Below are 25,598 nucleotides of genomic sequence, written 5' to 3'. Positions count from 1 at the left end.
GGCGACGGATGCGTCGCCCGCCGGGGTGCGTCCTGCGCGCGCGTTTTTCATCGCGCCCCCGCAGGCGGGTAAGGAAGAGACAAAGCGACAAGAGCAACACGGAGTTAGTTGGCCGAGAAGAAAACGGTTCCCCTGCGGACTTCAAACAACCTGGAGGCGACGATGAAAATCCGGTATTACTTGATGGCGTTCCTGCTGCCGTTCGTCACGCTGTTGACGCACGCGGCAATCACCGGGGTCAGTCCGATGACGACCCTGAACAACATGGCGACGGCAGTGGCCGAAGCCGTGGCCGACCCGCTGCCGCTGCAGGGGCCGGGCCTGGGCAATCTCACCTACACATCGGCCGAGCTGTTCAAGCCGGTCTCGATGATCACCAGCGCCGCGCACCCGCTCGACCCCGCGCACAGCAGCGCCTATGAGTCGCGCGAGGTGCCCGCCACCTACCCGGGCCGCAAGGACTACGGCATGAACGCCGGCATCATGGTCAACGGCTACTTCCTGACCTCCTTCGCGCCGGACAGCGGCCTCGGCCCGGGCGGCTTCCTGCTGTACGACATCTCGAACCCGCGGCAGATCAAGCTCGTGAAGAAGATCTACGAGCCCGAAGGCCGCACGCAGGAGTTCCGCGAGACCCACTCCTTCGGCACCGCGAAGATCGGCGGCAAGACGTACGTGGTGCTGCCCAGCATCAACGGCGTGGAGTTCTGGGACTTCACCGACGTCAACGACATCAAGCAGGTCAAGAAGCTCGCGCTGCCCGGCGTCAACGGCGGCGACTACGAGAACGTGGCCTGGCAGCTCTGGTGGCAGGCACCCTACCTGTACGTGGCCTCGGCCGGCCGCGGCATCTTCATCGTCGATGCCACCGACCCCGCGAACGCCGTGGTGGCGAACCGCGGCGCGGGCAAGCCGAACCCGGTGCCCACCGGGGAACTCGGCGGCTTTCGCATCGGCCCGATCTTCACGATGGGCAACCACATGGTGCTGACCTCGATGGACAACACCGCGGGCTTCTCCAGCCTCGACATATCCGACCCGCTGAACCCCAAGGTGCTGGACACCGTGGGCTCCAACCCCAACTACTACGCCACCTGCTTCGATGGCAAGACGCTGCATGCCTCGGCGCGCGGCGGCGGGGCGAAGATGTACAGCTACGACCTGAGCGACCGCTCCAACTTCGTGGCCGAGGACAACCGCCTCGTCATCGACGAGCAGCTCTACTGCGCCACGCAGGACAACTACGTCATCCAGGGCGCGCAGACCTACATCCACAAGGTCGACGTGAGCAATCCGTTGAACCACGTCGAGGTGGGCCGCGGCAGCATCCTGCGCGAGGACGACCCGAATTTCTCGCACTCCGACAACGGGCAGGTCGCGGCCTTCGGCAACCTGATCTTCGTGGGCAACGACCACGGCTCGGGCAGCGGCTTCGTCGTGCACCAGGTCGACCCCGACACCACCAAGCCGGAGGTGCGGCAGGTCTCGCCCGCCAACAACGCCAAGCAGCAGGCGCTGACCTCGCGCATCGGCCTGGGCATGAGCGACAGCATCCTGCCCGAGAGCGTGAACTCCAACACCTTCATCGTGCGCCCGGTGGGCGGCAACACGCTGGCGGGCACCTACAGCGTGCAGCTGGGCATCATCAACTTCCACCCCGCGCAGCCGCTGCAGCCGGGCACCAGCTATGAAGTGTTCCTGCCGGCCAACGGCGTGAAGGACTATGCGGGCAACGCCATCGGCGCGGACTACAAGTCGGTGTTCCACACCGGCAACGCCGCCGAGATCGGCCTGATGCACTACTGGACGCTGGCGGGCAACCTCTCCGACCAGATCGGCGCCAACAACGGCACGCCCGCCACCGGCGACGCCTTCGAGAGCATCGGCCTGAACTTCGCGAACCGCACCGCCGGCGTGACGCTCAAGAGCGACACCGTGGCCACCGTGCTCGGCGGCAGCGCCTCGGTGAGCTTCTACATGAAGACCACGCAGACCGGCGGCGGCAACTCCTGGACGGCGCCCGGCATCTTCGGCCGCGACCAGGCCTCCGGCACCGACGACGTGTTCTGGGGTTGGCTCGACAACGGCGGGCGCATCAAGCTCTCGGTGGGCAACGACGGCGGCACCACCTCCACGGCGGCGGTGAACGACGGCACCTGGCACCACGTCGTGATGACGCGCGACGCAGCCTCCGGGGCGCAGGCCGTGTACGTCGACGGAGCCAAGACCACATCCACCGGCCCCACAGGCAACAAGGGCCTGTCGAACAAGTTCGCGCTGCTGGGCCAGATCCAGGGCAACGCGGCGCTCTTCAAGGGCACGCTGGCGGAAGTGCGCGTCTACGGCCGCGTGCTCAGCGACACCGACGTGAGCACGCTGCGCAGCCAGGCCATCATCGGCGACCCCGGCATCGGCGGCGGGCCCAAGCTGGTCAACGGCCAGCTGGTGTTCAACCCGGCCACGCTGGGCAGCAGCGGCGCGCAGTACCGCTGGAACTTCGGCGACGGCACGCAGACCGCCTACTCGAACCAGCCGAACTACACCTACACCTACACGCGCCCCGGCCACTTCACCGTGACGCTGACGGTGAAGGACGCCAACGGCCGCGAGACCTTCTACACCTACAACCTCACGGTGATCATGCCGGTGACGGCGAAGGCGCCCACGCACACCACCAACATCGCGGGCGACGCGAACTCGGTGTACTCGGTCAACCCCGACAGCGGCACGGTCGCCGCCGTCGACTCGCAGAGCCTGGTCAAGCGCTGGGAAGTGCGCGTGGGCGACGAACCGAAGACGCTGGCCGTCGGCCCCGACGGGCGCATCTGGGTCGCGGTGCAGGGCGAGGACAAGCTGGTGGTGCTCAACGCCGCCGACGGCAGCCTCTCGGCCACCGTGCCGCTGGCCTACGGCAGCGGCCCCTACGGCGTGGCCTTCACGCCCGACGGCACGAAGGGCCTGCTGACGATGGAGAGCAAGTCGGTGCTGATGAGCTTCAACCCGAGCAACGGCACCACCACCGGCGCGGTCGCGCTCGACGGCGCGCTGCGCGGCATCGCGGTCGAGTCGGGCTCGCAGGTGGCCTACGTCACGCGCTTCAAGTCGAAGATGACGGGCGGCCAGCTGCACAAGGTGAACCTGCAGAGCATGAGCGCCATGAGCACCATCGCGCTGCCGGTCGACACCACAACCATCGACACCGAGAACCGCGCGCGTGGCGTGGCCAACTACCTGAGCCAGGTGGTGATCTCGCCCGACGGCGCGCGCGCCGTGCTGCCCTCGAAGAAGGACAACATCGTGCGCGGCAAATTCCGCGACGGCAACAACCTGGTGCACGACCAGACGGTGCGCTCCATCCTGTCGCAGGTCAACCTGCAGACGGCGGCGGAAGAGTTCGGCGAGCAGATCGACTTCGACGACCGGGCGCCGGCACGCGCGGCGCTCTTCTCTCCCTCGGGCGACTACCTGTTCGTCGCGCAGATGGAAGGCAACCGCGTCGCCATCGTCGATCCGTACAGCCGCGCGGTGCGCGGCGAGATCAACGCCAGCAGCGCGCCGCACGGCCTGTACCTCGACACGGTGCGCAAGCGCCTGTTCGTCAACAACTTCCTGGCGCGCTCGGTGACGGTGCACGACGTGGCGACGGTGCTGTCGTCGGAGACCAACGTGCCGACCTTCCTTCAGACCGTGTCGACGGTGGCGGCGGAGCCCATGTCGCCGGCCGCGCTGCGCGGCAAGCAGGTGTTCTACAACGCGTCGGATCGCCGCATGAGCAAGGACAACTACATCTCCTGCGCGAGCTGCCATGCGGACGGCGGCGACGACGGCATGGTGTGGGACTTCACCCAGCGCGGCGAAGGCCTGCGCCGCACCATCAGCCTGCAGGGCCGGCGCGGCCTGGGCCACGGCAAGCTGCACTGGACGGCCAACTTCGACGAGGTGCAGGATTTCGAGAACGACATCCGCAACGAGTTCGGCGGCACCGGCTTCCTGACCAACGCGGACTTCGCGGCCACTTCCGACCCGCTGGGCGCGCCCAAGGCCGGCAAGAGCGCGCAGCTCGACGACCTGGCGGCCTACCTGACCTCGCTGACCAAGTACATGCGCAGCCCGGCGCGTGCGGCGGACGGCAGCCTCAGCGTGGACGCGGCGCGCGGCCAGACCGTGTTCAACACGGCCCAGTGCGCGACCTGCCACACCGGCGCCACCTTCCGCGACGGCGTGCGGCACGACGTGGGCACGATCCAGGCCTCCTCGGGCAAGGGCATGAACCAGCCGCTGGCGGGCGTGGGCTTCGACACGCCGACCCTGCTGGGCACGTGGAACACCACCGCGTTCTTCCACAACGGCCAGGCGGCCACGCTGCAGGACGTTCTCACCGGCGGCCACGGCAACGCCTCCAGCCTGCCGGCCAACGACGTGGTGGCGCTGCGCGAGTACGTGCGCTCGCTCGACAACGACCCGACGCCCGTGGTCACGCGCATCCGCTCCAACCACAGCAACCTGTGCGTGAACGTCAAGGGCGCGGCGACCACGAGCGGCACGACGGTGGTGCAGTGGCCGTGCGGCAACGCCGGCAACGAGCGCTTCACCGTGACGCAGCTCGGCGGCGGCTTCGTGCAGTTCAAGGCGGAGCACAGCGGCCTGTGCCTCGCGCAGAGCGGCACCGCGACGACCAATGCGCCCGTGGTTCAACTGGCCTGCACGGCTGGCGACACGACGCAGTGGAGCCTGGTCGGCGCGGCCCTGCGCAACCGGGCCTCGGGTTCGTGCCTGGACGTGCCGAACAATGCGACCGCGCAGGACACGGCGCTGATCACCTGGACCTGCAACGGCGGCAACAACCAGAACTGGACACAGCTGCAGTAACTAGGCAGACCCCCAGGCTTCGCGCACTTCGTGTCGCTGCGCCAACCCCCTTGCAGGGGGCAACACCTGCGGCCCGGCGAAGCCGGTTCCGCGGTGTTTTGCGAAGGAGCCGCCCGTTCTCACGGGCGGCTTTTTTGTTTGTGCCTCGGCAGCTGCTCCATGACCTCACACGTCATGGACCGTGCGCAGCCGCTCTGGGAAAGTACGTCCATCGAGGAAGCGATCAGTGCCTCGATTCACCAACCAACCAGGAGAAAACACCATGACCGGCTTCAACATCCTTCCCCTCGCAGTGGCCCTGCTGATCGGCGTCGCCGCCCTCGGCTCCTGCCTCGGCATCGGACTGGTCGGGCAGAAGTTCCTGGAGAGCACGGCGCGCCAGCCCGAGCTGGTCGACACGCTTCAGACCAAGTTCTTCCTGGTGGCGGGCGTGACCGACGGGGCGTTCATCATCGCCACCGGCATCGGCCTGTGGTTCGCGACGGCCAATCCCTTCGGCTGAGCGGGAACGAGACGACGCGCTCGCCGGTTCAGGGCTGCTGCGGGCGGCGTGCGAGGAAGTAGACCCACGCCTCGTCGTTGCGGCCGATGCGCTCCATCTCCCAGCAGGGGTGCAGGCCGGCCGCCACGAGCTCCGCGGCGAACCGGTCCTTCTCCCAGCACACCGTGTGGTAGTCGCCGTTCTTCTCGCCTTCGCCGACGCGCATTGACACCAGGAAGACGCCGCCGGGCCGGAGCGCGTCGAAGATCTTTCGCAGCACCGCGGCGATCTGCGCGCGATCGACATGGATCAGCACGCACATCGCGAGGACGGCGTCGTAGGGCCCGCCCAGCGCATCGGTCACGACGTCGAGCAGCTCGCCCTTCTTGCCTCGCTGCGCCTGCAGATCGAGAAATGCCTGCGCCGCGTCGGTGCGCCGGACCACGCCGCCCAGGGACTCGACGAAGTCGGCGTCGCGCCCCGGACCGGAACCGACCTCGAGCACGCTGCCGCCCGCGGGCACGTACTCCATCATCCGCCGCATCGAATCCGCGATTTCGGGCTGCAGCGGATGCCCGGCCACGATCGCGTTGTACTCGCGGGCATGCGCGTCGTAGGACTGGACTGTGCGGCGCGAATTCTCCAGCGCCTGCGCCGGGGTCTTCATGCAGGCCTCACACCGACCGCGTGATGCCACCATCCACGCGCAGGTTCTGTCCGGTGATGTAACCCGCGCCTTCCGACGCGAGGAAGCCGATGACGGCTGCGATCTCGCTGCTCTTGCCGTAGCGGCCCATCGGAATGCGCGAGCGGAACTCGGCCTTCTCGGGCAGGCTGTCGATGAAGCCGGGCAGCACGTTGTTCATGCGCACGTTCTTCGCCGCGTAGGTGTCGGCGAAGAGCTTGGTGAAGGCCGCGAGCCCGGCACGGAACACGCCCGATGTGGGGAACACCGGATCGGGCTCGAAGGCCGCGAAGGTGGAGATGTTGATGATGGCGCCACCGCCTTGCTGCACCATCAGCGGCGCGACCAGCCGCGCCGGACGCACCGCGCTCAGCAGGTACACGTCCATGCCGCGGTGCCAGTCTTCGTCGGTGATGTCGAGGATGGGCGCGCGCGGACCGTGGCCGGCGCTGTTGACCAGCACGTCGACACGGCCCCACTGGGCCACCACCTCGTCGACGAGGCGTTTCAGGTCGTCGTTCGACTGGTTCGAGCCCGTCACGCCGATGCCGCCGAGCTCCGCCGCGAGCGCCTCCCCCTTGCCCGACGACGAGAGGATGGCCACGCGGAAGCCGTCCTCCGCGAGCTTGCGTGCCGCGGCGGCACCCATGCCGCTGCCGCCGGCGGTGACGATGGCTACTTTTTTCTGGTCTTCAGAAGACATTCGGGATTCCTTGGTTCATGCGAGAGCTCGCATTTAGCCAAGGATTCGGATCTCCTGCCAAGTGGAGACTTGCGGCCATGTCCGGGGTGCGTGCACAGGCCGCCGGCTACCCCCTGCGCGAATGTCCGCCGTCGGCGTGATCGCACGCCGAACGAAAAAAGACTCAGGCAGTGGGCAGGGTCGCCTGCATGGAAGCCCGCTGGTTGAAAGCCTTGAACCACTTCGCGCTGTTCGGTGCTTCGGCGCGCCAGTCCACCGAGGGAAAGCGGAAGTCCATGTAGCCCAGCGCGCAACCGAAGGCGATGGTGCCGATGTCCACGCGGTCGCCGAAGGACGGCGTGGCTGTTTCCAGCCATTCGAGGCCGGTGCGCACCTTGGCGAGCTGGCCGTCCGTCCAGTCGGACCAGCGCAGTTCCTCGGGGCGCAGCACGTTCTCGTAGCGCGCGAGCAGCGCGGCTCCGGTCATGCCGTCGGCCAGCGCCAGTTCGGTGAGACGGGCCCAGCGCTCCTTGCCGCCGGACGGGAAGAGCTTGCCCGACTGCATGGCATCGAGGTACTCGCAGATCACGCGGCTGTCGAACAGCACCTGGCCATCGTCGGTGATGAAGGTGGGCACCTGGCCCAGCGGGTTCTTCGGGATGATGGTGGCGTCGCGCTTCACCGGGCCGGCCGCGCTGGGCAGCTTCTCGATGCGGTCGGCAACGCCGAGCTCGTGCGCCACGACCATGCACTTGCGCACGAAGGGGGAAGCGGGGGAGAAGAAGATTTTCATGGTGGAGGCCTTGTTTCAGCTGAATCGCCAGAACGCACTATGCGCGAGCCGCCGGCTTTCTGATGCGCAGCATGCCTTCCTGCGCAGCCGAGGCCACGAGCCGCCCGTCGCGCGCGTAGAGGCTGCCACGGCACAGGCCGCGCGCGCCGCCCGCGCTGGGCGAGTCGAGCACGTACAGCAGCCAGTCGTCCATGCGGAAATCGCGGTGGAACCACATCGCGTGGTCGAGGCTCGCGGGGCGCACCTGCCCGCTCATGAAGCTCAGGCCGTGCGGCAGCATGGCGGCACGCAGCAGTCCGTGGTCGGAGGCGTAGGCCAGCAGCGCGCGGTGCACCATCGGGTCGTCGGGCAGCGGCGCGATGGCGCGCATCCAGATGGCGCTCTGCGCCGAGGTCGGGCGCACCTGCGGCGCGATCAGGTCCTCGGGGTCGACGCGGCGGTATTCGATGCCGTGCGGCTGGATCGCCTTGGTGCGCCAGGGCTCGGGCAGGCGGTCGCCGAGCGCGATGCGCTGGTCGAGCTCGCTGATGAGCCCGTCGGGGCCATCCACCTCGGGCATGTCGAACTGGTGCTCGACGCCTTCGTCCACGGTCTGGAAGGAGGCCGACATCTCGAAGATGATGCGCTCCTGCTGGCGCGCTACCACGTGGCGGGTGGTGAAGCTGCGGCCGTCGCGCACGCGGTCGACGCTGTACTCGATGGGCGCATGCTCGCCCGGCAGCAGGAAGTAGGCGTGCATCGAATGCACCGGGCGCTCGGCCCCCACCGTGAGGCTCGCGGCCATCAGCGACTGGCCCAGCACCTGGCCGCCGAACACGGCCGGCGTGCCGATGTCCTCGCTCTGGGCACGGAAGCGGTCGCCGCCCAGGGGCTCGAGTTGCATGAGCGCGACGAGTTCGTTGACGAGGCGGGAGGCGGTGGCGGGATCGGTGGTCATCGGAGGGGAAAAGCGGTCGGAAAGCGACCCTCGACCATAGCAAAGCCCGCGCCCGCCGGCTGTCGCGGGCCTGTCAGCAGGCCCCCTCTTCTCCCTCTTCTTCTACTTGTAGAAGCACATGCCCATGAAGCCCGCACGGCAGCTGTAGTCCGTACCGCCCTGCACGACGCGCACCGGCACGCCGCCCAGCAGCATCGAGCCGTCGTCGGCATACACCAGCGGCGAGGGCGCGGCCTTGCTGAAAGGAGCGCTGAGCGTTTCCTGCTCGACGTAGTTCAGGTACTGGCGCCTGGAGAAATCGACCTTGTCGCCCGACTTCAGCGGCACCGCCTCGTAGCGCTTGCCGTAGACGGTGCCGAAGTAGCGCAGCGCGGGGCCCGTACGGTCGCCGTACTTCACCTCGGTCTTCGCGAAGCCGGTCTGGATGAGGAAGGTGCGATCCTCGGGTGTCAGGTCGGCGTCGAAGGCCACCAGCACGTACTGGCCCTCGAAGCTCTGGTTGCGCGCCACCCTGAACTCGCCGAGCAGCGCGGGCGTGACCTTGGTGCGCCCGTCCCAGCGCAGCAGCGCAGCCACGGAGGGATCGCCGTCGAACACGTAGTGGTAGTTCTCGCCGACGATGGCGACCTTGCGGCCATCCTTGGCGGCCAGGAAGCTCAGCAGCCGGTCCTTGCCGTGGACGGGTTCGCCTTCGGGGGTACTGGCGCAGCCGGCCAGCGAGAGGCCGATGGCGGCGCAGGACAGCGCCAGGAGGGTGCGACGCGCGGGTGTCGACAGCGAAGGGAAATGCACGTTGGGTCCGAGGTTCGAGTTCATCAAGCCCCGGACTCTAGCGCCATCCCGCACGCCGCGGGCCTTCAGCGGTCGAGGTCGACGCCGTCGGCCGCCAGCTTTTTCTGCAGCGCCGGGATGTCGACCGCCGCGAAGCTGCCTGCGCCCACCGACGCCGCCGCCGTGCCCGCGGCCTGCCCCATGACGAAGCAGCCGCCGCTGGCGCGCGCGGCCGACTGGCCCTCGTGCGTCATCGACGCGCAGCGGCCTGCCACCAGCAGGTTGTCGAGCGTCTGCGGCACCAGCATGCGCCAGGGCAGGTGGTTGTAGGCATTGTCCTCGTCGCGCGGGAAGGCCCATTCGATGCGGCCGTCGGCATGCATCTCCATCGGCCAGGCGTTCAGGCCGATGTTGTCGTCGAACTTCGCCGAGCCCAGGATGTCCTCGCGCCCGAGCGCGTAGAGCCCCTGGATGCGCCGCGTCTCGCGGATGCCGACCTGCGGCGCGATCTCCACGATGGCCGACTGGGCGAAGCCCGGCACCTCGGCCTTCAGGAACCTGAAGTACTCGGTGATCTGGCGGCGGCCCTCGAGCTCGCCCTCGGTCAACTCGCGCGCGTCGACGCCGTTCATCGCGCGGCCCTGCGAGTTGCGGATCTGCGTGACGTTGGCGCGCCACTCGCGCGGGTCCTTGTTGGGCCGCAGGATCGCACCCTCGCGCGGGAACCTGTAGACGCCCGGCTTCTGCTGCTCGGCGCGCGCCATGAAGTCGTTGATGGCCTTGAACTCGCCCACCGCCTCCAGTGCGGCCGGCGCATCCACCTGGCCGATGCGGAACATGGTGGTCGGAAAGAGCCCGCTGCCGTGGCCGTCGCCCACTTCGAAGGGCACGCCCGCGAAGGCGGCCACGTCCGCGTCGCCGCTGGCGTCGATGAAGGCGTTGGCGCGGATCGCCTGGCGGCCCGACTTGGTCTCGACCACCAGCGCCGCGATGCGCTTGCCGTCGAGCACCACGGCCGCCGCCAGCGCGTGGAACAGCAGCTTCACGCCCGCGTCGCCCAGCAGTTGGTCGGCGGCGAGCTTGTAGGCCGAGGTGTCGTACGAGCGCACGCAGATGCGCCCGCCCATGCCGTTCTGCGGCTGGTTCATGCCGTTGAGCGCGGCAATGCGCTCGATGAGCTCGTCGACCACGCCGCGCACCAGCTGCGTCATCTCGCCCTTGCGCTTGCCGTACAGGCCCGCGAAGTTGGTGACGCCGCCGGCCGTGCCCATGCCGCCGAGGAAGCCGTAGCGTTCCACCAGCAGCGTGTTCGCACCGTGGCGCGCGGCGCTCACGGCGGCCGCGATGCCGGCGGGGCCGCCGCCGACCACCACCACGTCGTACTCGCCGAACACCGGCAGCGCGCGCGCCGGTTCATGCAATGTGGAAGTCATTCAAATAGGTCCATGGATGTCTGTTCGGGAAACACCGCGGATCCGGCTTTGCCGGTCCGTCGGTGTTGCCCCTGCAAGGGGGTTGGCGCGCGCGACACGAAGTGCGCGCAGCCTTGGGGGGTGGTTATTGCAACTTGATGCCGCGGGCCGAGATGATCTTGGTCATGATCGCGGCCTCTTCATTGACGCGCGTGCGCATGCCGTCCGGCGAGGTGCCCACGGCCTGCCAGCCCTGCTCGAAGAGCTTGCGGCGCACGTCGGGGTTCTTCATCACGGTCTCGAGTTCGCGGCTGATGCGCGCCTGCGCCACCTTCGACAGGTTGGACGGGCCCAGCAGCGCCACCCAAACCTCGAGGTTGAAATCCTTCACGCCGGCGTCGGCGAGCGGCGGGATCTCGGGCACCAGCGCGCTGCGCCCGCCGGTCAGGCCGATGGCCTTGAGCTTGCCGGCCTTGATCTGCGGCATGGCCACGCCCGGCGGGATCAGGCCCATCTGCACCTGGTCGCCCAGCATCGCGGTGATGACCTGCGGGTTGCCCTGGTAGGGCACGTGCTCCGGCTTGAAGCCGGGCACGCGGGTCTTGAGCAGTTCCATGCCCAGGTGGCCGACGGAGCCGATGCCCACCGAGCCGTAGTTCCACTTGTCGCCGGCCTTGCGGCCTTCGTCGAAGAAGGCCGCGCCCGAGGGCAGGTTGTTCTGCGCCACCAGCACCAGCGGCGCGGTCGCGATCAGCGACAGGTACGTGAAGTCCTTGACCGGGTCGTAGGGCAGCTTGGGGTACAGCATCTTCGACGACGTGAGGTTGCCGTTGATGACGATGCCCAGCGTGTGGTCGTCGGTGGCCTTGGCCACCTGGTCGGCCGCGATGTTGCCCGAGGCGCCGGCCTTGTTGTCGACCACGATCGGCTGGCCCAGCGCCTTCGACAGCGGCTCGGCGATGGTGCGCGCGGCGATGTCGGGCGTGGAGCCGCCCGGGAAGCCCACGAGCAGGCGGATCGGCTTGGTCGGCCAGGCGGCGTTGTCTGCGTTGGCGCTCAGGGGCAGCATGGCGGCGGCGGCCAGGCCGCAGGCGATCAGAAGGGCTCTCTTGGTGGCGTGCATGGAGAAAAAGTGTGAAAAAGTCGTCAAAAAACCAAAGAGGGCCAGCTTAACTGCCGAGCAAGACACCGGGCAAGGCCGGGGCCTGGCGCACCCTCGCTATTCGAGGCTGATGTTGCCCCTGCGCACCAGCTCGCCGTACACCTTCGACTTGGCCTCGGCATTGCGCTCGATTTCCTCGGGCGACCAGGCCAGCGGCTCGAAGGCGAAGGTGTCGAAGCGGGCGCGGATCTCGGGATCGGCGATGACCTTGGCCACGTCGGCATTGATCTTCGCCTTGATGGCCGCCGGCACGCCCTTGGGCGCGAGCAGCGACACGAATGAATTGACCTCCAGCGAGGCCGGGCCGCCCGCCTCGGCCATCGTCGGCACGTCGGGCATCTGCGGAATGCGCTTGCTGGCCGCCACCGCGATGTAGCGCAGTTTGCCGGCCTTGTAGATGCCCTGGCTCGACGGGATGCTCGCGAAGGCCCACGGCACCTCGCCGGTGCCCACGTTCGAGTAGAGCTGCGACACCTCGCGGTACGGCGCGTGGCGCATGCGGATGCCGGTGAGCGCCTCCAGCTGCTGCGCGCCCAGGTGGCCCGGGCTGCCCACGCCCCACGAGCCGTAGACGATGCCGTCGGGGTTGGCCTTGGCGGCGGCGATCAGGTCGCTCATGTTCTTCCATTTCGAGTCGGTACCCACCGCCACGAAGAAGGGCGTGCGGAAGAGCGATGCCACCGGATCGAAATGCTGCAGCGTCACGAAGTTGCGCGACTTGTACAGGTGCGGCAGCGCGGCGACGTGCTCGCTGTCGAGCTGCAGCAGCGTGTAGCCGTCGGGCGCGGCGCGGCGGGCCTGGTCGATGGCGATGAAGCCGCCGCCGCCGGGCCGGTTGTCGATGACCACGCGCTGGTTCCACAGGCGCGAGAGCTTGTCGGAGACGAGGCGCAGCACCGCGTCGGGGCCGCTGCCGGCGGCGAAGGGCGTGACCAGGGTCACGGGCTTGCTCGGGTAGTCGCCGGACTGGGCCAGCACGCCTGAAGCGGCCGTGAGGGCGAGGACGCCTGCGAGCAGGGCGCGCGAAAAATTCATGTCTTTGTCTCCTGGGCCTTCGGCCTCGATGGTTATGAATGATGAAAGAAACGGACCTCAGAGCGGCGAAAGCACGGCGGCGCCCTCGGCCCGGATCACGGGCGAAGGCCGCAGCGCCTCGGGCGCATCGTCCAGGCAGCGCTCGGGCCGCCAGGCGTAGAGCCACTCGACCGCATCGTAGAAGCGCTCGGGCGTGCGGCCCGGCCACAGGCTGTTGCGCACCAGGCGCTCCACGCCCTTGGCGTGATAGAGCCGCCCCATCTCGCGCACCGACAGCACCACGCGCGCGGTGCGGGCTACGCGCGCCGCCTCGTAGAGCTTGAAGGCGGCAGGCATGTCGAAGCCGCAGGCCTTCACTGCCTCGCCGAGCGTCACGGCGTCTTCCAGCGCCATGCACGCGCCCTGCGCGAGGTACTGCATCATGGGATGCGCGGCGTCGCCCAGCAGCGTGGCGGAGCCTTCGCTCCAGCGCTCGACCGGGTCGCGGTCGGCGGTGCTCCAGCGGCGCCACGAGGTCGGCCGGTCGAGCAGTTGGCGCGGGCGCGCGTGCACGCCCTCGAAGTACGAGAGCACTTCTTCCTTGCTGCCGTCGGTCACGCCCCACTCTTCCTTCTCGCGGCTGTGGAAGGTGACGACCAGGTTGTATTGCTCGCCATGGCGCAGCGGGTAGTGCACCAGGTGGCAGTCGGGGCCGGCCCAGACCACGGGCGCGTTCCAGCGCAGGTCGGCGGGCATGTCGGCCGCCGGCACCACGGCGCGGTACACCACGTGGCCCGAGACGCGCGGCGCGTCGCCGATGAGCCTGCCGCGCACCACCGACTTCACGCCGTCGCAGCCGACGATGGCGTCGGCCTTGAAGCTGCGGCCGTCGCGGGTGACGGCGGTGACTCCCTGGCCGCCCAGGTCGATGGACTCGACCTGCGCCGAGGTGTGGAAGCGGATCAGCGGATGCTGCTTCACCGCCTCGTGGATCGCGCCATGCAGGTCGGCGCGGTGGCTCACCGCATAAGGATTTCTGAAGCGCGCGCGGAAGGCCTCGCCTACCGGCACCGAGGCCACTTCGCCGCAGTCGACCGCGTCCATCATCACGAGCCGGTCGGTGAACACCGAGCCCCGGCGCACCGCCTCGCCCACGCCCAGCGCGTCGAGCGCCGCGAAGGCATTGGGGCCGAGTTGCAGGCCGGCGCCGATCTCGCCGATGGTGGCGCTCTGCTCGAGCAGGTCGATGGAAACACCCAGCCGCGCGAGCGCCAGCGCGGCGGCCATGCCGCCGATGCCGCCGCCGACCAGCAGCACTGTGGGGGGGTTCTTCGAAAGGGTCATGGCGCGGCCTGTGCGGTCGGGAAAAACTTACTCGATGTGCACCGTCAACGACGGCAGTCGCTCGATGCTCACCTTGATGGTCTGGCCCGGCTTCACCGCGCCCACGCCCTCGGGCGTGCCGGTGAAGATCAGGTCGCCGGGCTGCAGCGTGAAGAGCGTCGAGAGGTTGGCGATGACTTCGTTCACCGACCAGATCAGGTGCGTGATGTCGCTCTTCTGGCGCACTTCGCCGTCGACTTCCAGCACGATGGCGCCGGCGTTGATCTCGCCCACGTCGGCCAGCGTGCGCAGCGGCGCGATGGGCGCGGAGAAGTCGAAGGCCTTGCCGATCTCCCACGGACGGCCCTGCTCGCGCATCTTCATCTGCAGGTCGCGGCGGGTCATGTCCAGGCCCACGGCGTAGCTGTGGATGTGGCTGGCGGCCTCCTCGACCGGAATGTTGGCGCCGCCCTTGCCGATGGCGACCACCAGCTCGGCCTCGTAGTGGTAGTTGCTGGTGAGCGGCGGGTAGGGAATGGAGACGCCCTTGCCGTCGGCCACCGGCACCACCGAGGCGTCGTCGTTGGGCTTGCAGAAGAAGAAAGGCGGCTCGCGGTCGGGGTCGAAGCCCATCTCGCGCGCATGGGCGGCGTAGTTGCGGCCCACGCAGTAGACGCGGCGCACGGGGAACTGCTGGTCGGAACCCAAGATGGGCAGGCCGACGATGGAAGGAGGCGTGAAGGCGAAGGACATGGGAAGCTCCTGCCGCTCGGGGCGGCACTTGGTCAGACGGAAAACGGGACGATCGCCTGTGGCTTCAGGCGTCTTCGAGGAAGGCTTCGCGCAGGATGCCCATGGCCTGCTGCACGGGGCGGTCGGAGAAGCTGAAAAGCACGGCGTCTTCGGCCGGCGACGACAGCTTCAGCGTCGCCCACGAGGGCACCACGAAGGTGTCGCGCGGGCCGAACACGAAGCGCTGGCCGGCGATCTCGGCCGTGCCGTGGCCCTCGACCACGCTGTAGACGGCGCCGTCGGTCGCGCGATGCGCCTTGCCGGCGAAGCCCTTGGGCAGCAGCTGCAGGTTGGTGGCGATGGTCGGCATCGGCGAGCCGCCGGTCAGCGGGTTGATGTAGCGCAGCTTGTGGCCCAGCCAGGCATCGGGCGCTTCCTGCTTCTGCAGCTGGGCCAGCGCCTCGCGGCTGCGCGCATAGGGGTAGTTGAAGATCGGCGAGGTGGCCGAGGCGTGGTCGTGCCGCACCGGCACCATGTTGTGGCCGAAGCGCGCGAGGCTGTTGCCCTCGGGACGCGAGACATGCTGCACCTTGGAGTCGTCGTTCTCGGCGAAGCCGGCGTCGAAGAAGCGCAGCATCGGGATGTCGAGGCCGTCGAGCCACACCACCGGCTCCACGCTGCCGCCGATGCCCTCGTTGCCATGGTCGTGCCAGGCCCACGAGGGCGTGATGATGAAGTCGCCCGGGTACATGGTGGTGCGCTCGCCGCCCACCGTGGTGTAGGCGCCCTTGCCGTCGACGATGAAGCGCAGCGCCGACTGCACGTGGCGGTGCGAGGGCGCGACCTCGCCCGGCATGATGAGCTGCAGCCCGGCGTAGAGCGACTGCGTGATCGACGAGTTGCCGGGCAGCGCCGGGTTCTCCAGCACCAGCACGCGGCGCACGGCCTCCTCGGCGGTGATGAGGTCGGCCGACTCCATCAGCAGCGGGCGGATCTCGTCGTAGCGCCACAGGGCGGGCACGCACGGCGTCTGCGGCTCGCGCGGCACCAGCGCGTGCAGCGACTCCCACAGCGGCGTGAGATGCAGCGGGCGGATGCGGTCGTAGTAGTCGCGGCGTTCGGCCGCGTTCGAGGGGGCGGGTTTCATGGGGCGGTTGTCTCCGTTGGCGGGCATTGTTGGCCCGCACCACTATTTCCTCAAGACCGGCAACCAATACACGGAATTCGAAATTTCGATAATGGTGCCTTTCGCCGTAAGCAGGAGGCCCGCATGTCGAAGCTCGATCTCGAATGGCTCGCCGTGTTCGACGAGGTCTACAAGACCGGCAACGTGTCGAAGGCGGCCGAGCGCCTGGGCATGGCGCAGGCCGCCGCCAGCACCGCGCTGAACAAGCTGCGCGCGCACTTCGACGACCGCCTTTTCACCCGCACCGCGCAGGGCATGCAGCCCACGCCGCACGCCGAGCGCATCTACCCGAACCTGCGCGAGGCGCTGGCGCAGATCGCGCAGGCGCAAGGCAACCGCAGCAGCTTCGACCCGGCGCAGGCGCAGCGGCGCTTCCGCATCTGCATGACCGACATCAGCGAGGTGGTGCTGCTGCCCGGCCTGCTTGACCACCTGAGGCAAGCGGCGCCGGGGGTGCACATCGAGACGGAGATCATCTCCACCATCAGCGGCCGCCGGCTGCAGGACGGCGAGGTCGACCTCGCCGTGGGCTTCATGCCGCAGCTGGACGCGGGCTTCTACCAGCAGACGCTCTTCATGCAGAACTTCGTCTGCCTGGCGGCGAGGAACCACCCGCGCATCGGCACGAAGCTCACGCGCAGGCGCTTCGAGGCCGAGGCGCATGCGGTGGTATCGACCTCGGGCACGGGGCACGCCATCGTCGACACCACGCTCGCGCGGCTGGGCCTGAAGCGCAACGTGGTGGTGCGGCTGTCGAGCTTCCTGAGCGTGGCGCGCATCGTGGCGCAGACCGAGCTGCTGGTGGTGGTGCCGCGCATCCTCGGCAAGGTGCTGGCCACGCAGGAGCCGGTGAAGCTGCTGGAGCCGCCCTTCGCGCTGTCGGACTACGCGGTGAAGCAGCACTGGCACGAGCGCTTCCATGCCGACCCGGGCAATGCCTGGCTGAGGCGCACGCTGGCGCAGCTGTTCAGCGGCAGCTGAGCGTGCGCGCCGGGACGACCGGCGGCGTCCGCAAGCGGGCGCCCGCTCGCATAATCGCGGCTCCCCACTCCATAGTCACAGCCACATTCACCAAAGGCGGCCTCCCATGTCCTCGATCACCCTGCGTTTTCTCGCCGAACCCAGCACCGTCAACTTCGGCGGCAAGGTCCACGGCGGCACCGTCATGAAGTGGATCGACGAGGCAGGCTACGCCTGCGCGACGAGCTGGGCCAAGCGCTACTGCGTCACCGCCTTCATCGGCAGCATCCGCTTCCACCGGCCGATCATGATCGGCGACCTCGTCGAGGTGGAGGCCCGCCTCGCCTACACCGGCAATACCAGCATGAACATCTCGGTCGAGGTGCGCAGCGGCGACATGAAGGGCGGCTCGATGGAGAAGACCACCGAATGCCTGATCGTGTTCGTCTCGGTCGATTCGCACGGCCGTCCGCTGCCCGTCGTACCCTACGTGCCCGGCACCCCCGGCGAAATGGCGCTGGCCGAGCGCGCCAAGGCCCACCTGGACGCGAGCCGCGCGGCCGGCACCTCGGCCTGAGCCTCTGCCGGGGAGCTTCACCCCATAGACGCGAAGCTCTAATGAAGAGGCCGCCGGGCGGCTAGAGTCAGGCGATTGTTTGCAGGCAAAGGAAAAGGAACGAATCGCATGGCTACCCAGGACGACGACAGCAACGGCAAGGCCGCCGACCGCATCAAGGATTCCGCCCAGCAGATCTGGCTTGCCGGCCTCGGTGCCTTCGCCAAGATGCAGCAGGAAGGCAGCAAGGCCTTCGAGGCGCTGGTGCGCGACGGCGCCGGCATGCAGAAGAAGACCCAGCAGGCCGCCGAGGAGACCCTGGCCCAGGCACAGCAGCGCATGGCGGGCTTCGCCAGCGAGTTCGGCACCAAGGCCGCCGGCCAGTGGGGCAAGCTGGAGAACATCTTCGAGGAGCGCGTGGCGCGCGCGATGGAGAAGCTGGGCGCGCCCAGCGCCGCCGACATGGCCGCGCTGCAGGCGCGCGTCGAGGCGCTCGAAGCCCAGCTGAAAAAGGCGCAGCAGGGCACCGCTACCGCCACCGCCGCGCGCAAGACCGCGGCCCGCAAGGCGGCCGCGCCCGCCGCCAAGAAAACCTTGCGCCGCAGCAAGGCCGGCTGACCCCGCGCAGGCCGCCGCGCCGGGCGGCCGCGATTGCGGCACTGCACAAGAAAGCCGGTGCGGCAAAACATGGCCCGTGCCTTCATGGTGCGGTGCACATACGCTAGAGTGTCCCCAAGAGAGACGAACGAGACATCGGGGGCACGACATGGCAAAGAAGGCGCCACGCCGCACCGCGCAACGCATCCTCGAAGCCGCATTGGACCTGTTCAACCGCTTCGGGGAGCCGAACGTCTCGACCACACTGGTGGCGAGCGAGCTCAACATCAGCCCGGGCAATCTCTACTACCACTACCCGGCCAAGGAAGAGCTGATCAACAAGCTCTACGAGGCCTACGAAACCGAGCTCGACGAGCTGCTGCACGCCAGCGAAGGCGTGCACGACGTGGAGGACGCCTGGTTCTTCATGCACAGCCTGTTCGAGCTGATCTGGCGCTACCGCTTTCTCTACCGCGACCTCAACGACCTGCTCAGCAAGAACCGGCGGCTGGAAACCCAGTTCCAGCTGGTGCTGAAGAACAAGGTCCGCGCCATCCGCCAGCTCATTGCCGGCCTGAGCCGCGCCGGCCACCTGGAGATCGACGTGCACGAGGTCGACACGCTCGCGCAGAGCATGGTGGTGGTGCTGACCTACTGGCTGAGCTACGAGTACGTGCGCAATCCGCGCGAGGCACTGGAGCCCGCGCATGCGCAAGGCGCGCTGATGCGCGGCGGCCTGCACTCCCTGCACCTGCTAGCGCCCTACCTCGGGCGCGAACAGCGGCAGCATCTGCTGGCGCTCGGCAATGCCTACAACGGCGAAGACCCTGGCAACAACGGGACCGGCGCCGCGGCTTCCCCTGTCGATATGGCGGTCTAGAACATGCCCCACCACGATTTCAAACCGCTTTCGCTGATGTCCGCCGGCGCGGCCAACGCCAATGCCGGCACCGAACCCTGGACTCCCCTGCCCTGGGCCGACTCTCCCCGCTACGACGCGCGCAGCGTGCTGCCCCACTGGGCGCGCCTGCATGCCGGACACGAACTGCCGGTGCCGGCCGAGGGTTCGGCGCTGGCCGAGGGCTGGGCGCTGTACCACAGCGGCGAGTTCGAGCGCGCCGCCGCCATCGGCCTGCTGCAGGGCGCCGAAGGCATGGCGCTGGCCAACCAGGCGACCGCGATCTACGCCAACTACCTGGAGCCGCGCGAATCGGTGCGGCTCGCGATGTTCCGCCAGGTGATTGAGCGCGCCGGTGCGCAGGTCGACGCCGAGCCCGAGAACTGCCAGGCGCTCTACTGGCAGTCGTACGCGCTGGGCCGCTACAGCCAGGGCATCAGCGTGGCGCGTGCGCTGGCGCAGGGCCTGGGCAGCAAGCTCAAGGGCGCGCTGGAACGCGTGATCGAGCTGCAGCCCCGGCACGCGGACGCACACCTCGCACTGGCCTCCTTCCACGCCGAGGTGATCGACAAGGTCGGCGCGCTGGTCGGGCGCATGACCTACGGCGTGCGCTCAGAAACCTCCGTCGAGCTGTTCGAGCGCGGCCTGGAACTGCACCCCCATTCGGCCGCCGGAATGATGGAGTACGCCCGCGCGCAGCTGATGCTGCACGGCGAATCGCGCATGGGCGAGGCGACGCGGCTCTACGAGAAGGCGGCCGCGCTGAAACCGGCCGATGCGCGGGAGCGGCTGGACGTGGAGCTGGCGCGGGCCGGACTGCGGGACTGACCAGGACCGGTACGACCGTGTACCGCAGGATTAAGATGCGGGTTTTCCGCTTCACATCCCCCAGACCGACATGTCCGACCTCAACGCCCTGTTCGAAGCCGCCCAGGCCAACTCCAAGCTGCTCGCCGAGCGCCCCGACAACCCGACGCTGCTGAAGATCTATGCCCTGTTCAAGCAGGCCACCGAAGGCGACAACACCGCCAAGAAGCCCAGCTTCAGCGACATCGTCGCCCGCGCCAAGTGGGATGCGTGGACGGCCCAGAAGGGCCTGAGCGCCGACGAGGCCAAGCAGAAATACATCGACCTGATCGAATCGCTGCGCAGCTGATCGCGCGGCCGGCTCAGCCCGGCAGCTTCGTATCGGCGAAGCGCCGGATGGGCTGCACGAAGGCGAGGTCCGCGCCGTCGAGCACGTCGCGGCCTTCCAGGCTCCCGAAGCGCAGCCCGGTTTCGGCCTCGATGAAGGCCAGCGGGCGCTGCGAGGTGCCGAAGTCTTCCAGGTCGCGCGCCACGCCCGAATCGAGATAGGTGCCCTGGCTCATCAGGTAGGCGATGGCGCTGAGTTCGCCGGTCGCCTCGCTGATGAAGGCGACCACCTTCCAGAAGTCACGGGGGATTCGAATGCCGAATCTCTCCGCGTCGTCCGGCCGCAGGATCGGGCCGGTGAAGACGCTGATGCGCTTGTCGTCGCCCTGCGCGTTGCCGAGGACGTAGTCCTCCAGGTCGCCCCACAGCCCGTCGTTGAAGGGCTGCCACTGGGGGCAGGCGTTGGTGGCGAAGAAGGTGTCGATGTTGGCCCTCTGCGCCGTCGCCAGCGGGCCCCAGTTCGGGTCCTGCCTGCGCGTCATGTGGCCGCGCGAGAACTTGCCTTCCTGTCCGGGGCCGTAGGCCTCGCGCAGCATCTGGTATTGCTTCCTGATGCGGCCGTCGTAGTTCCAGGTGTCGTGGCGCGGAACGTTCTTCGACTTCGAGCCGTCGATGTTGCAGGCCGAATAGAGCGGCACGCGCCGCGAGATGCACTGCACCGTGCTGAAGTGCTGGTACTTGAGCTCGAAGGAGCCGTCCTCGAGCTTCGCGATGTCGTCCATGGAGACGGGCTCGCCGATGGACGGCAGCGCCACGTGCGCGTCCTGCCCCAGGAAACCGGCCGAATAGCCCTGTCGGCCCTTGAAGAACTCCGGCGGCTTCGGCGTCGCGGCGACGCGCTGGATGCCGGCCCACGAACTGCTCACGACCTGGATGTCTGCATCGGACATGGAAAAGCTCCCTCCAGAAAAGCGCCGGGGCCATCTGCGGCCCCGGTAATTGCTTGCTGCGCGCTGCGCGACTACTTCGCGAGCTTGGCCCTGGCGTTTTTCAGGTTGAAGACAGGCTTGCGGATTTCCGCGAAGGTGGGCTGGGAGACGGCCCATTCCGGGTTCTGCTCGAGCGCGGCGAGCTGCTCCTCGTCGACCTGGGCTTCCATCAGCGTGCTGGTCTTGGCCGTGAGCACCACGCCGGGCACGCAGCGGCGCAGCCGTGCTTCCGCCGACAATTTCTTGCGCGGGCTGCCTGTGTAGGTCAACACGATGCTGGTCACTTCAGAACTCCAAAACCTTCGTACTCGGCCGGCCACCCCACCTTTTTCGCTGCCTTGGACAACATCCTGACGATGGCGTCGGCCTTTTCAGGGCCTCCGGGCATGTTAAGCAGCTTCTTATCCCCTGACAACAAACGGGCTGCCATCCCCGAGGAGTACGGCGTGGCCATCGAAGTTCCGGACATCATGGCGTAGCGGTCGCCCGGAAAAGCCGACAGCACCGCCACGCCGGGGCCGATGAAATCGGTGGAAAGCCCGTAGTTCGAGAACTCGGCGACGAATTCCTTGCGGCGGCGGATCTCGCTTTCCTGGAAGCTCTCGGGGCAGTCCGCCGGGAAAGTTCCGTCGCGCCCCAGCGCACCCACGGCCAGCGTATGGCTGTAGCGGGCGGGGTAGCGCAGAAGCGGCTGGCCGTCGTTGCCGGTGGCGGCGAACACCACCACGCCGGCGTTGCGCGCCTTCTCGAGGATGTCGGGGATCTCCGGCATCGCCTCCAGGCTGCCCATGCTGATGTTGACGATGTGGCAGCCGTCGGCGATCGCCCGGTCCAGCGCGCTGGCGATGTCGGTCGACTTGGCGCGCCCGCGCTCGCCGCTCTTCGGGCAGACGCGGTAGGCCATCAGCCGGCAGGCCGGCGCGAGGCCGTAGATGCCGGTGCCTTCCGCCATCCGGCCCGCGATGATGCCGGCGACGTGGGTGCCGTGCCCGATGCCGTTGTCGAGGAAGTCCGCCGGGTTCTCGCCGGTGACGAAACAGCCGCCGCCCGCCACGGCAATGGCCGCATGAGGCCCGACGCCGCTGTCGATCACGCCCACCGTCACGCCCTCGCCCGCCTGCGCATCGTAGGGTGCGTAGTTCGCCAGTAGCTGAAAACTGTCGGGCGCCAGCGGCGCGGCCAGCACATTCAGCCGCTTCGGCGCATCGACCCGCTCGAAGCCCTTCACGAACACCGACCAGTGCGTGTGCTCCGGCTCGACCAGGATCATTTCCACGCGCGGATAGAGCACCGGAATCCCCAGGCTCGCGATGCCGTCGCTGTCGGTCACCGCCGGCACGTGTGCGCCGTCCCAATCCACGAGCGCCTTCACCCGCACGCCCGCCACCGGCTTGCCCTGAGGATCGGCAAAGCGCACCTCGAAGCGCTTGACCTTGGTGCCCGCGGCGACCTGGATCGCGCTCGCTTCCAGCTCGTCGCCCAACGGGCGGATGTACTGGAGATACGCCCAGGCAGCCGGCGCGATCCGCAGCCCCGGCGTGTTGCGGCGCATGGCCAGCAGGGCCGACGAATTGGCGCGCATCACCGACACGCCCTCGACCTGCTTGAGCAGCTTCATCCTCGGCGCGCCGCGCCCGCGCACGCCCTCGCCGATCACATCCGCCGCGTTGCCGAGGTTGATCGCGCTCAGCGTCGCCAGCTCCGCGCCGCCGGCCTCCGCACTGCGGGGCGGCCAGACGATGACGTCGTCGGAGAACTTGGGTTCCAGCGCCATGCGGCGCAGGCGAAGCTCCTGCAGCAGGCGCTCCAGCTTCCTTTCGTCCGACTCCGAAAGCTCGCTCTTCGCGGGCGGAAGGTTGCCGGTGCCGTTGCTGTTGTTGCGCTTCGGAACTTCCCGTCGCTCGTTCGCTGCTGCAGCCATGGACTCTCTCCTTTGCCGCTTTATCGCACGACGGCGGTTCCGCCCCGTGAATCGCCCCTAGCCCACGATGCCCCGCTCGTGCAGCGCCGCGATCTGCCCGGCGCTCAGCCCGATTTCCTTCAGCACCGCATCGGTGTCCGCCCCCAGCGCGGGCGCGTTGTGCCGGTGGCTGGCCGGCGTGAGCGACAGCTTGGGCACGAAGCCCGGCACCGGGAGATCGCTGCCGTCGGACATACGCACCTGCTGCAGCATGCCGCGCGCGGCGTAGTGCGGATCGGCAGCGATGTCGGCGATGGTGTAGATGCGTCCGCCCGGCACGTGCGCCGCGTCGAGCGCGGCCAGCACCTCGGCCACGGTGCGCTGCGCGGCCCAGTCGCCGATGGCGGCGTCCAGCATTTCCACCTGCGCGACGCGGCCGGTGTTGCCGGCCAGCGCCGGGTCGGCGGCCAGGTCGGGCCGGCCGATGCATTCCATGAGGCGGCGGAAGATGCTGTCGCCGTTGCCCGCGACGATGGCGTAGCCGCCGTCCGCGCAGCGGTAGGCGTTGGTCGGCGCGATGCCGGGCAAGGCGCTGCCGGCCGCCTCGCGAACCGCGCCGAAGGCGCCGTACTCGGGCAGCAGGCTTTCCATGCAATTGAAGACCGCCTCGTACAGCGCCACGTCGACCACCTGCCCGCGCCCTTTCGGGAATTCCGCGCTCACCGTCGCGTGCCGGTGCTGCATCGCCATCAGCACGCCTATCACGCCGTGCAGCGAGGCCAGCGTGTCGCCGATCGAGACGCCCACGCGCACCGGCACCCGGCCTGGCTCGCCCGTAAGGTGGCGCAGCCCTCCCATGGCCTCGGCCACCACGCCGAAGCCGGGGCGGTCGCGGTACGGCCCGGTCTGGCCGTAGCCGCTGATGCGCAGCATCACCAGCGCGGGGTTCGCGGCCAGCAGTTCGTCGGGGCCCAGGCCCCAGCCTTCCATCGCGCCGGGGCGGAAGTTCTCGATCAGCACGTCGGCCTCGGCCGCGAGCTGCCGCACGATGGCCTGCGCCTCGGCCTCGCGCAGGTCCAGCGCCAGCGAACGCTTGTTGCGCGACTGCACCTGCCACCAGACGGAAGTGCCGTCCTTCAGCAGCCGCCAGGTGCGCAGCGGATCGCCCGCGCCAGGCGGCTCGATCTTGATGACCTCGGCGCCGAAGTCGGCCAGCGTGCGCGCGGCGAAAGGCCCGGCGATGAGCTGCCCGAGCTCGATGACCTTGAGGCCGGCCAGCGGGCCGGCCTGCGAAGCGGATGCGGTGTTGGTTGAAGCGGTCGTCGTCATGCGCCCGAGTGTGCCGCGCCGCCGCAGCCACCCCGCCGGGGCGGGAAAACACCTATGAATTCTTGACACCGCAAGTCCCGCCGGTTCCGCAGTGCAGCAATGACTGCCCCCGCCCGGCCCGCTCCCCGGGGAGAAAGGCCCTTGCTGCGGCGCAATGAGGGCCGGCAGGGCGGCCTTCGTCGGCCTTCCCAAGGTCAAGAAAGTATCAATTCAGGGCGCTATCTCTGGTTGTTGGCATCAGGAGCGATTCGTACAGTCCGCCCCATGCAACCCGACCTGGAAATCGTCGAAGTCCGAGGTGACGAATCGTTCACCTGCTGGGCCCACGGCTACCCGTACCGCACCGTGCGCTGGCACTTCCATCCCGAGTACGAGATCCAGTTGATCGTCGAGACCGAGGGCGTGTATTTCGTGGGCGACCACGTCGGCCACTTCGAGCCGGGCAACCTGGTGCTGATGGGCCCCGACCTGCCGCACAACTGGATCAGCGACGTGCCCGCCGGCCAGAGCGTGGAGCGGCGCGGCATCGTGATCCAGTTCCCGGCCGCGCTGGCGCAGGGCATGGCCGCGGCCTTCCCCGAGTTCGAGCGCGTCGCGCCGCTGCTGGCCGAGTCGGGCTCGGGCCTGCTGTTCTCGGCCGAGACCGCCGCCGCGGCCAAGCCGATCATGGAATCGCTGCTGGAGGCACGCGGCCTGCGCCGGGTGATCCTGCTGCTGTCGCTGCTCGAGCTGCTGGCCGACGGCCAGGACCGCCAGCGCCTCGCGAGCCCGGCCTTCAAGCCCGACCCGAAGGCCTTCATGTCGCACGCCATCAACAACGTGCTGGCGCACATCGCCGCCAACCTGGGCGACGAGCTGCGCGAGCCGATGCTGGCCGAGCTGGTGGGCCAGAGCCCCAGCGCGTTCTCGCGCTCCTTCCGCAAGCACACGGGCCAGTCCTTCGTGCGCTACGTGAACCGGCTGCGCATCAGCCGCGCCTGCGAGCTGCTCACCAACAGCGAGAAGCCCGTGCTCGACGTCTGCATGGACGTGGGCTTCAACAACGTGTCGAACTTCAACCGGCAGTTCCTGCTGCACAAGCGCATGCCGCCGACCAAGTTCCGCAAGTTCCACCGCATGCAGGCAGCCGCCTCGCGTGCCACCAGCCCGCCGTAGCGCCACAGGGCGTACTGCCCCACCGAGTTCCCC

24 protein-coding genes are annotated in these 25,598 nt (G+C 68.6%); 9 read left to right on the top strand and 15 right to left on the bottom strand.

Annotated features, from left to right (window positions below; genetic code table 11):
• The first annotated feature begins 162 nt into the window (after positions 1–162).
• Positions 163–4,869: a ricin-type beta-trefoil lectin domain protein gene (locus tag ABL838_RS02350; RefSeq protein ID WP_418123950.1), complete on the top strand. Its 4,707-nt coding sequence runs from the start codon at positions 163–165 to the stop codon at positions 4,867–4,869.
• 262 nt (positions 4,870–5,131) lie between these two features.
• On the top strand, positions 5,132–5,371 hold the full coding sequence (atpE, locus tag ABL838_RS02345) for a F0F1 ATP synthase subunit C (RefSeq protein WP_012745530.1): 240 nt from the start codon (positions 5,132–5,134) through the stop codon (positions 5,369–5,371).
• A 28-nt stretch (positions 5,372–5,399) separates the two neighbouring features.
• Here atpE and ABL838_RS02340 read toward each other — a convergent pair whose 3' ends face one another.
• The 11 genes from ABL838_RS02340 to gtdA form a co-directional block, all read right to left on the bottom strand.
• Positions 5,400–6,017, bottom strand: a complete 618-nt coding sequence (locus ABL838_RS02340; protein WP_369659922.1) for a class I SAM-dependent DNA methyltransferase — start codon at positions 6,015–6,017, stop codon at positions 5,400–5,402.
• A gap of 7 nt (positions 6,018–6,024) precedes the next feature.
• Positions 6,025–6,738 (bottom strand): SDR family oxidoreductase, encoded by a 714-nt coding sequence (locus tag ABL838_RS02335; RefSeq protein WP_418123948.1) that lies wholly within the window; start codon positions 6,736–6,738, stop codon positions 6,025–6,027.
• Positions 6,739–6,901: 163 nt separating this feature from the next.
• On the bottom strand, positions 6,902–7,510 hold the full coding sequence (locus tag ABL838_RS02330; RefSeq protein ID WP_418123946.1) for a glutathione S-transferase: 609 nt from the start codon (positions 7,508–7,510) through the stop codon (positions 6,902–6,904).
• A 37-nt stretch (positions 7,511–7,547) separates the two neighbouring features.
• A complete protein-coding gene (locus ABL838_RS02325; protein WP_126022313.1) occupies positions 7,548–8,447 on the bottom strand; it encodes an acyl-CoA thioesterase in 900 nt (299 codons plus the stop codon).
• A gap of 102 nt (positions 8,448–8,549) precedes the next feature.
• Positions 8,550–9,263 (bottom strand): hypothetical protein, encoded by a 714-nt coding sequence (locus ABL838_RS02320; protein WP_418118834.1) that lies wholly within the window; start codon positions 9,261–9,263, stop codon positions 8,550–8,552.
• Positions 9,264–9,304: 41 nt separating this feature from the next.
• Complete coding sequence (locus ABL838_RS02315) at positions 9,305–10,651, bottom strand: FAD-dependent oxidoreductase (RefSeq protein WP_418123944.1); 1,347 nt, start codon at positions 10,649–10,651, stop codon at positions 9,305–9,307.
• A gap of 124 nt (positions 10,652–10,775) precedes the next feature.
• Complete coding sequence (locus tag ABL838_RS02310) at positions 10,776–11,753, bottom strand: Bug family tripartite tricarboxylate transporter substrate binding protein (protein ID WP_369659927.1); 978 nt, start codon at positions 11,751–11,753, stop codon at positions 10,776–10,778.
• A 96-nt stretch (positions 11,754–11,849) separates the two neighbouring features.
• Positions 11,850–12,827, bottom strand: coding sequence for a Bug family tripartite tricarboxylate transporter substrate binding protein (locus ABL838_RS02305; protein WP_184640201.1), 978 nt, complete (start codon positions 12,825–12,827; stop codon positions 11,850–11,852).
• 57 nt (positions 12,828–12,884) lie between these two features.
• Complete coding sequence (locus tag ABL838_RS02300) at positions 12,885–14,150, bottom strand: 3-hydroxybenzoate 6-monooxygenase (protein ID WP_418123942.1); 1,266 nt, start codon at positions 14,148–14,150, stop codon at positions 12,885–12,887.
• Between the two features lie 27 nt (positions 14,151–14,177).
• Entirely contained in the window at positions 14,178–14,882 is a 705-nt protein-coding gene (locus tag ABL838_RS02295; protein ID WP_418123941.1) for a fumarylacetoacetate hydrolase family protein, read from the bottom strand.
• Positions 14,883–14,946: 64 nt separating this feature from the next.
• Positions 14,947–16,008 (bottom strand): gentisate 1,2-dioxygenase, encoded by a 1,062-nt coding sequence (gene gtdA / locus ABL838_RS02290; protein WP_418123939.1) that lies wholly within the window; start codon positions 16,006–16,008, stop codon positions 14,947–14,949.
• 123 nt (positions 16,009–16,131) lie between these two features.
• On the opposite strand from gtdA, the gene ABL838_RS02285 reads away from it, so the two are divergent.
• The 6 genes from ABL838_RS02285 to ABL838_RS02260 all read left to right on the top strand — a co-directional run bounded on the left by ABL838_RS02285 (position 16,132) and on the right by ABL838_RS02260 (position 20,214).
• A complete protein-coding gene (locus ABL838_RS02285) occupies positions 16,132–17,028 on the top strand; it encodes a LysR family transcriptional regulator (protein WP_418123937.1) in 897 nt (298 codons plus the stop codon).
• A gap of 106 nt (positions 17,029–17,134) precedes the next feature.
• Entirely contained in the window at positions 17,135–17,584 is a 450-nt protein-coding gene (locus ABL838_RS02280; protein ID WP_126022322.1) for an acyl-CoA thioesterase, read from the top strand.
• A gap of 108 nt (positions 17,585–17,692) precedes the next feature.
• The gene (locus ABL838_RS02275) at positions 17,693–18,181 is read left to right on the top strand and encodes a phasin family protein (RefSeq protein ID WP_126022323.1); all 489 of its coding nucleotides are present in this window, start codon (positions 17,693–17,695) and stop codon (positions 18,179–18,181) included.
• A gap of 148 nt (positions 18,182–18,329) precedes the next feature.
• Positions 18,330–19,040 (top strand): TetR/AcrR family transcriptional regulator, encoded by a 711-nt coding sequence (locus tag ABL838_RS02270; protein WP_418123935.1) that lies wholly within the window; start codon positions 18,330–18,332, stop codon positions 19,038–19,040.
• A 3-nt stretch (positions 19,041–19,043) separates the two neighbouring features.
• Positions 19,044–19,886 carry a hypothetical protein gene (locus tag ABL838_RS02265; RefSeq protein WP_418123934.1) on the top strand — a complete coding sequence of 281 codons (843 nt, stop codon included), beginning with the start codon at positions 19,044–19,046 and terminating at the stop codon, positions 19,884–19,886.
• A 70-nt stretch (positions 19,887–19,956) separates the two neighbouring features.
• Positions 19,957–20,214 (top strand): acyl-CoA-binding protein, encoded by a 258-nt coding sequence (locus ABL838_RS02260; RefSeq protein WP_418123933.1) that lies wholly within the window; start codon positions 19,957–19,959, stop codon positions 20,212–20,214.
• A gap of 13 nt (positions 20,215–20,227) precedes the next feature.
• Here ABL838_RS02260 and ABL838_RS02255 read toward each other — a convergent pair whose 3' ends face one another.
• The 4 genes from ABL838_RS02255 to ABL838_RS02240 form a co-directional block, all read right to left on the bottom strand.
• The gene (locus ABL838_RS02255; protein WP_418123932.1) at positions 20,228–21,142 is read right to left on the bottom strand and encodes a DNA/RNA non-specific endonuclease; all 915 of its coding nucleotides are present in this window, start codon (positions 21,140–21,142) and stop codon (positions 20,228–20,230) included.
• Between the two features lie 71 nt (positions 21,143–21,213).
• Positions 21,214–21,465 (bottom strand): hypothetical protein, encoded by a 252-nt coding sequence (locus tag ABL838_RS02250; protein ID WP_126022327.1) that lies wholly within the window; start codon positions 21,463–21,465, stop codon positions 21,214–21,216.
• Positions 21,462–23,102, bottom strand: a complete 1,641-nt coding sequence (locus tag ABL838_RS02245; protein ID WP_418123930.1) for a S8 family peptidase — start codon at positions 23,100–23,102, stop codon at positions 21,462–21,464. Before ABL838_RS02245 ends, ABL838_RS02250 begins: the two co-directional genes overlap by 4 nt.
• Before the next feature lie 57 nt (positions 23,103–23,159).
• Complete coding sequence (locus ABL838_RS02240; RefSeq protein WP_418123928.1) at positions 23,160–24,410, bottom strand: CaiB/BaiF CoA transferase family protein; 1,251 nt, start codon at positions 24,408–24,410, stop codon at positions 23,160–23,162.
• Positions 24,411–24,674: 264 nt separating this feature from the next.
• Here ABL838_RS02240 and ABL838_RS02235 point away from each other — a divergent pair, with 264 nt between their 5' ends.
• Complete coding sequence (locus ABL838_RS02235; RefSeq protein ID WP_418123927.1) at positions 24,675–25,565, top strand: helix-turn-helix domain-containing protein; 891 nt, start codon at positions 24,675–24,677, stop codon at positions 25,563–25,565.
• Positions 25,566–25,598: the final 33 nt, after the last annotated feature.

This window comes from Variovorax sp. 160MFSha2.1, from assembly GCF_048305075.1.
Lineage (GTDB): Bacteria > Pseudomonadota > Gammaproteobacteria > Burkholderiales > Burkholderiaceae_C > Variovorax > Variovorax guangxiensis.
This window is presented reverse-complemented; position numbering and strand designations above follow the sequence as displayed.

Excerpts from the sequence above, each read along its gene's own strand:
- ABL838_RS02350 (WP_418123950.1), top strand. The coding sequence starts at position 163 with ATGAAAATCCGGTATTACTTGATGGCGTTCCTGCTGCCGTTCGTCACG.
- atpE (WP_012745530.1), top strand. The coding sequence starts at position 5,132 with ATGACCGGCTTCAACATCCTTCCCCTCGCAGTGGCCCTGCTGATCGGC.
- ABL838_RS02340 (WP_369659922.1), bottom strand. The coding sequence starts at position 6,017 with ATGAAGACCCCGGCGCAGGCGCTGGAGAATTCGCGCCGCACAGTCCAG.
- ABL838_RS02335 (WP_418123948.1), bottom strand. The coding sequence starts at position 6,738 with ATGTCTTCTGAAGACCAGAAAAAAGTAGCCATCGTCACCGCCGGCGGC.
- ABL838_RS02330 (WP_418123946.1), bottom strand. The coding sequence starts at position 7,510 with ATGAAAATCTTCTTCTCCCCCGCTTCCCCCTTCGTGCGCAAGTGCATG.
- ABL838_RS02325 (WP_126022313.1), bottom strand. The coding sequence starts at position 8,447 with ATGACCACCGATCCCGCCACCGCCTCCCGCCTCGTCAACGAACTCGTC.
- ABL838_RS02320 (WP_418118834.1), bottom strand. The coding sequence starts at position 9,263 with ATGAACTCGAACCTCGGACCCAACGTGCATTTCCCTTCGCTGTCGACA.
- ABL838_RS02315 (WP_418123944.1), bottom strand. The coding sequence starts at position 10,651 with ATGACTTCCACATTGCATGAACCGGCGCGCGCGCTGCCGGTGTTCGGC.
- ABL838_RS02310 (WP_369659927.1), bottom strand. The coding sequence starts at position 11,753 with ATGCACGCCACCAAGAGAGCCCTTCTGATCGCCTGCGGCCTGGCCGCC.
- ABL838_RS02305 (WP_184640201.1), bottom strand. The coding sequence starts at position 12,827 with ATGAATTTTTCGCGCGCCCTGCTCGCAGGCGTCCTCGCCCTCACGGCC.
- ABL838_RS02300 (WP_418123942.1), bottom strand. The coding sequence starts at position 14,150 with ATGACCCTTTCGAAGAACCCCCCCACAGTGCTGCTGGTCGGCGGCGGC.
- ABL838_RS02295 (WP_418123941.1), bottom strand. The coding sequence starts at position 14,882 with ATGTCCTTCGCCTTCACGCCTCCTTCCATCGTCGGCCTGCCCATCTTG.
- gtdA (WP_418123939.1), bottom strand. The coding sequence starts at position 16,008 with ATGAAACCCGCCCCCTCGAACGCGGCCGAACGCCGCGACTACTACGAC.
- ABL838_RS02285 (WP_418123937.1), top strand. The coding sequence starts at position 16,132 with ATGTCGAAGCTCGATCTCGAATGGCTCGCCGTGTTCGACGAGGTCTAC.
- ABL838_RS02280 (WP_126022322.1), top strand. The coding sequence starts at position 17,135 with ATGTCCTCGATCACCCTGCGTTTTCTCGCCGAACCCAGCACCGTCAAC.
- ABL838_RS02275 (WP_126022323.1), top strand. The coding sequence starts at position 17,693 with ATGGCTACCCAGGACGACGACAGCAACGGCAAGGCCGCCGACCGCATC.
- ABL838_RS02270 (WP_418123935.1), top strand. The coding sequence starts at position 18,330 with ATGGCAAAGAAGGCGCCACGCCGCACCGCGCAACGCATCCTCGAAGCC.
- ABL838_RS02265 (WP_418123934.1), top strand. The coding sequence starts at position 19,044 with ATGCCCCACCACGATTTCAAACCGCTTTCGCTGATGTCCGCCGGCGCG.
- ABL838_RS02260 (WP_418123933.1), top strand. The coding sequence starts at position 19,957 with ATGTCCGACCTCAACGCCCTGTTCGAAGCCGCCCAGGCCAACTCCAAG.
- ABL838_RS02255 (WP_418123932.1), bottom strand. The coding sequence starts at position 21,142 with ATGTCCGATGCAGACATCCAGGTCGTGAGCAGTTCGTGGGCCGGCATC.
- ABL838_RS02245 (WP_418123930.1), bottom strand. The coding sequence starts at position 23,102 with ATGGCTGCAGCAGCGAACGAGCGACGGGAAGTTCCGAAGCGCAACAAC.
- ABL838_RS02240 (WP_418123928.1), bottom strand. The coding sequence starts at position 24,410 with ATGACGACGACCGCTTCAACCAACACCGCATCCGCTTCGCAGGCCGGC.
- ABL838_RS02235 (WP_418123927.1), top strand. The coding sequence starts at position 24,675 with ATGCAACCCGACCTGGAAATCGTCGAAGTCCGAGGTGACGAATCGTTC.